The organism is Leifsonia sp. HAY1-4F (assembly GCF_056755275.1).
The window spans coordinates 1-5447 of the sequence record NZ_JBNDHX010000157.1 but is presented as its reverse complement, the minus strand read 5'-3'; the positions used below and the strand labels follow the sequence as shown (position 1 = coordinate 5447).

The following is a 5447-nucleotide window of genomic DNA, read 5'->3' as shown; positions in this document are numbered from 1 at the left end:
ATCATCCGAGAAACCGCCTCGCGCGTTCTCAAAGCCACCCTTGTGATAGCCGACGTCATCGCCCCGTGACCCCGACCACTCCCGTCTATGTCGGGCCACCACTTGGGATTTGTACTCTAATGCGCTACTTGTATAGCTGCGTATGCGCGGGTGTTCGGCGCCTGGCGCAACGCGACGGGTCAGGAAGAGATCGACGAGCTCTTCGCGGACCTCGCCGCCAGCTTCTCGGACTGCACCTCGTCCACCGTCGACCTGGTCGCGTTCGACGTGGTCGGCGACATGGCCTATACCACGGCACTAAAACACACTTCTGCCTCTGTCAACGGACAACCGCGCACCTACACATTGCGGGCGACGCAGGTGTACCGGCGTGAGAACGGCCGATCGATGGTCGCCCACCGACACGGCGACACCCTGGCCGACGGCGCTGTCTGACCCTCTTCTGCTAGATCTCGTCGACTCGCGTAGGGCTCGGTCGAGCCGCGCCGACGCGGCTATACCAACCTCTCGCGAGACCTCGTTAGCAAGACTTTCGAGAAGCCGCGTCTCTGGCCCCATGCAACTACGCTCGAGTCAGAGCCGGGTGGTGAATTGCACCGGTTGAGACCGCCATCGTTTGCGGCGCCCCGGTAGGTAGGTGCGGTCGTGCCGCACCTTGCAACCGATTGAGTTCGGCGACCACACGTTTCAGGGTGTCGCGCGCGCCCGCAGTAGACCAAGTGCGCTGCCTAGCGCCGCCCGCTCCCCCGATGGGATCGGCGCGAAGTACGTCTCGAGCAACTCGTCATACGCCACATTGGCGGCGCTCATGGCCCGGACGCCGTCGCCGGTGAGCTCGACGAGAGACGATCGTCGATCATCAGGGTTGTCGATCCGCTGGCAAAGCCCCATGCGGACGAGGCGATCGACAGCCTGGCTCGCCCCACCGGTCGTGATGATGGCTTCCACTGCCAGATCCTGCACTCGACACCGCCCCCGCGAATGAATGGCATTGAGCATGCTGAGCGGGCCTAGGCCGATGAGACCTCCGTCCGCGAGGCCACGGTCGATCCCGCTCCAGATCAGGGCCTTGGTTCGCACCAGATCGTCGAAGAGCTCTCGGAGATTCGTCACGACCGAATTGTATCGCGGCTTACCTCACTGCTAGGCTGCTTAACGCTAAGCAACTTACCCCTAACGAAAAGCGGCTGGAAATGACAGACAAGATATGGTTCATCACTGGTGCGGGGCGGGGCTTCGGACGCCGATTCGCAGAAGCGGCGCTCAGTCGCGGCGATCGCGTGGCCGCTACCGCCCGCAATGTCGACTCGCTATCCGAAATGGAGGCGACGTTCGGTGATGCGCTGCTGCCGATTCGACTCGATGTCAGCGATCGGAGCGCCGTCGACGCAGCGATCGAGGCAACGGTCGACCGGTTCGGTCGGATCGACGTCGTGGTGAACAACGCAGGTTACGGACTGTTCGGCATGATCGAAGAACTCGATGAGGCTCAGCTTCGTCACCAGTTCGAGGTGAACTTCTTCGGCGCCTTCCATGTGACCCAGGCGGCGCTCCCGATTCTGCGCGCCCAGCGCTCCGGGCACATCGTCCAAATCTCCACGGTTGGTGGCGTCGTGACCTTCCCCGGCCTTGGTGGCTACAACGCGTCGAAATGGGCACTCGAGGGTTTGAGCGACGCGCTCGCACAGGAGGTGAGCGGCTTCGGAATCGACGTCACTCTGGTCGAGCCGGCCGGGTACGACACCGACTGGGCAGGATCCAGCGCGATTCACGCCAGCCCGATCGCCGCATATGACCAGGTTCGCGAGCAGATCGCCGCGGGATGGTCGAGCCAGCCTGCCGAATGGTACGGAAAGCCCGACGCCGTCGGTGAAGCGATGCTCGAGCTGGTTGACAGCGAGAGACCTCCCCTGCGCGTCTTCTTCGGGATCGCGCCTACGGTCATGGTGCCACAGGTATACGCCGCTCGACTGGCCGAGTGGAAGTCATGGGAGGCGCTGTCGCACGAAGCAAACGGCTGACGCTTCAAGATTGGGCGGCGCATCAGCGCCCACGTTGGTCTGGCGGGCGGCCTTGGAGCGGCCCGCCAGACAACACCCGGTTCCCGAGCACTGCTCCGCGGCATGCTGGTCGGGACTCGAACTCCTCGACCATCCCAAGCACATTGAACCGCAGCCGGCCCAGCAGGGTCGCCTGTGTCATGAACGCTGCCGCCGAGGCTGGGCGCGACAGCTTTTCGTGTGAGTTCCTCAGCGATGTCACGCGCGTCAGGCAGGGACCGGGCGAGCCGGTCGAGCTATGCGGCGACGAGTGTGTCGTGGGCACGCACTGCCACCAGCGCTTCACGGAGCCCGGGCCGTTTGCGGGTGATGCCAGTGAGGCCGCGCTGAAAGCTCACGCCGGCTGTGCCCGATAGATCGCAAGAACGTTTCTCTCCAGGCCCGAGCTGAAGATGCTCAGATACGCGGCGCCGGTCCGCTCGACCCTCGGAAAATCAGTCGACCAGTCTTTTCCACGTCGAACAATGGTGGTGTTTCGCCCCGGACACGCGCGATAAGAGTTTGCATCGCCTGCCGACCTTGTCTTTCTTTGTCGAGAGCGACCGTGGACATGGTCGGGGACATATATTGGGTGAATTGCTCGTCGTCCCACCCGAATACGCTGACATCGTCCGGAACCCTGACGCCCCTGTCCTGAAATCCACGGATCACTCCAAGGGCGACGTAATCGTTGGCGCCGAGAACCGCGGTGACTCCTGAATTGGACGGGAGATCACGCGCGGCTTCATATCCCGACCTCAACGACCAGTCGCCGTCCACGACGCCATAAGACTCCAGTCCCAACCGATCGACGGTTTCGACATAGACGTCACGGCGGTTACGCGCCGAGGCCCACTCCGAGGACCCGGCGACATGAAGGAATCTGCGATGTCCCAAGCCGGCCAAGTACTCGATGATTTCTGCAGCGAGAGCACCATCCGCGAAGACGCCACGGGATCGCATCTTGTCGTCGTACTCGCCAACGACCACGATCGGCGCGAGTCCCGGGATTTGCGGGTAGTCGAGAATTTCCCCCAATGGCGTTAGCGACAGGATTCCGTCGACTCGCTCACCGTCCAGGAGTTCGAGAACTCGGTCACGCCGATTACGCTCGTTACCTTCGAGGCTGACGACATCGATCAGAAGGCCTGCTTCGTGCGCCACGCCTGCGGCTCCACGGAGGGTGGCGGTGGGGACGAATTCGCTGAGTTCTGGGAGCACGACAGCGATTCGATTCGATCGCATCGTCCGCATCGATCGAGCGATCAGGTTCGGACGATAATCCAACTCTTGGACGGCACGGTCGATCCGCTCGATTGTGGCGGGTTTGAGCCCGCCGTTGTTCCGCAAATAGCGGGAAACGGTTTGATGGGAAACTCCCGCGTGACGAGCGACGTCCAACATCGTCGCTCGCTTCTGGTGTTCCTGCTCAGAGCCTTCGACGGCGCTCATATCATCGCTCCTCACCGACATGTCGCTGATCGTATGACGTCAACGCCCAAAGCGCTGCGACCGCACCATCGCCTCCGACCCACCCCGACCTCCACAGTGTCGCACGTGCCGAGTTGCGAGCATCGTGGATCGACCTCGATTTGCTGGGTTCCTCCGACAATTCTAGTGAACGATAACTTTGTGTCAAACCCGTAAGCCCTTGCTGCGGGCCGGGTCGGCATTCCGCCGCGACGCGCGTGCAGTCCAGGCGTGCAAGAGATCATTTAGTGAACGATCACCTTTCTGGTATTGTCAAGCAACATGCCGGTTGATTCAGCTCGGCATACCCAGGGTCCAAATACAACGGAATCACGGCCAATGTCGCTCACAGCCCCATCGATCACTGCACTGTTCACCGCGCCCGGAGAACGCGGTGCGGTCATTGCGCGGCGTGGCTCAGGCATGTCAATCGCTCTGGCCCGAGAGGAATCGATCGCGGTCGGGCGAGCTGCCCGTAGCGTCGCTGAAGATCTCCGTCGCATCGCCGGAGTTCACGCGGTCGTCGAGGACGCGAGCCGGGGAGGTGCCGTTGTCGGAACTGCTGGAACTTCCCCGCTGATCCAACGTGCCATCGACGACAACATCCTCAACCTCGATGTCCTGCGCGACCCCGACGGTGAGCTGCGATCGGAGAGCTATCTCATCAAGCTGATCGATGAGACGCTCTACATCGTTGGGGCAGATCGACGCGGGACGATTTTCGGGCTCTATGAGTTCAGCGAACAACTGGGTGCCTCCCCCTGGGCGTGGTGGGGGCAGACTCCCATCCGCCCACGGGAGGAGCTCGCTCTCGTGCCGGATGTCGAAATCGTTGACTGGCCATCCGTGCGCTATCGCGGAGTGTTCATCAACGACGAGGAGGAGTTGGTTCGCTGGGCGTCCACGCACACCTCAGATGACGGGCTCGGCCCGGCCACATACGAGCGCCTCTTCGAGCTGATCCTTCGACTCAAAGGCAACTACCTGTGGCCCGCCATGCACGTCGGCGCGTTCAATACGGATATCGCCAATGGCAAGCTCGCTCACGACATGGGCATCGTGATCGGCTCCAGCCATTGCGACATCCTCCTGAGAAGCAACGAACACGAATTCCGCCCCTGGGAGGAGGCGCAGCTTCAACCTGTCCTCTACGACTATTCTCTGAAGGGACGCAACCGGGACCAGCTCCACAAGTACTGGCGCGAGAGCGTCGAGCAGAACAAAGACTACGAAGTCACGTGGACCTTGGGGATGCGCGGCATTCACGACACCGGGTTCCAGACGGCCGCTATCGATCAGGACATCTCCCTGACCGACGAGGAGCGTCTAGCTGCTCGGGTCGCACTCCTGGGTGAGGCGATCCAGAATCAGCGAAAAATTCTGGCCTCCACGCTGTCCGTGTCCGCCAGTGCCGCACCGCAGATCTTCATCCCCTACAAAGAGGTCCTTCCACTGTACGATGCGGGGCTTGAGCTACCCGACGACGTCACCGTGGTCTGGACAAACGACAACTTCGGATACATTCGCCGCTTCCCTGACACTGCCGAACTGCATCGGGCCGGCGGGCACGGTCTCTACTACCACTCGTCCTACTGGTCGACGCCGGCGACAAGCTATCTCGCGACATCCTCGACTCCCCTAGCTCTGATGAAGGCCGAGTTGCGAATTGCGTGGGAGCGAGGAATCCGGCAGCTCTGGGTGGACAACATCGGAGGTTTGAAGCCGCTCGAGCTCGAAATGGAGTTCTTCCTGCGCAGTGCGTGGGAGGCGGGAAAGGAGCGTTCGACCAGCGACGTAGAGCAGTTCACTGCCGCGTGGATGGACTCCAAGTTCAGCGGCGGAATCGGCGCGGAAGCGGCGCGAATCTACACCGAGTACTACCGGCTGAACAATCAACGGAAGTACGAGCATCTCGACACCGACGTGTTCCACCAGACA

5 protein-coding genes are annotated in these 5447 nt (G+C 61.9%); 3 read left to right on the top strand and 2 right to left on the bottom strand.

Translation table 11 applies throughout. The features are described 5' to 3' along the window. Positions 1–150 precede the first annotated feature (150 nt). Complete coding sequence (locus tag ACPYOG_RS18465) at positions 151–435, top strand: nuclear transport factor 2 family protein (protein WP_481295605.1); 285 nt, start codon at positions 151–153, stop codon at positions 433–435. A gap of 252 nt (positions 436–687) precedes the next feature. Here the strand turns inward: ACPYOG_RS18465 and ACPYOG_RS18460 are convergent, their stop codons facing one another. Further along, positions 688–1113, bottom strand: coding sequence for a MarR family winged helix-turn-helix transcriptional regulator (locus ACPYOG_RS18460; protein ID WP_481295604.1), 426 nt, complete (start codon positions 1111–1113; stop codon positions 688–690). Positions 1114–1193: 80 nt separating this feature from the next. On the opposite strand from ACPYOG_RS18460, the gene ACPYOG_RS18455 reads away from it, so the two are divergent. Further along, positions 1194–2021, top strand: a complete 828-nt coding sequence (locus ACPYOG_RS18455) for an SDR family NAD(P)-dependent oxidoreductase (RefSeq protein ID WP_481295603.1) — start codon at positions 1194–1196, stop codon at positions 2019–2021. Positions 2022–2456: 435 nt separating this feature from the next. Here the strand turns inward: ACPYOG_RS18455 and ACPYOG_RS18450 are convergent, their stop codons facing one another. Then, entirely contained in the window at positions 2457–3491 is a 1035-nt protein-coding gene (locus ACPYOG_RS18450; RefSeq protein WP_481295602.1) for a LacI family DNA-binding transcriptional regulator, read from the bottom strand. 357 nt (positions 3492–3848) lie between these two features. On the opposite strand from ACPYOG_RS18450, the gene ACPYOG_RS18445 reads away from it, so the two are divergent. After that, the coding region (locus tag ACPYOG_RS18445) for a glycosyl hydrolase 115 family protein (RefSeq protein ID WP_481295601.1) at positions 3849–5447 on the top strand (1599 nt) is incomplete at its 3' end.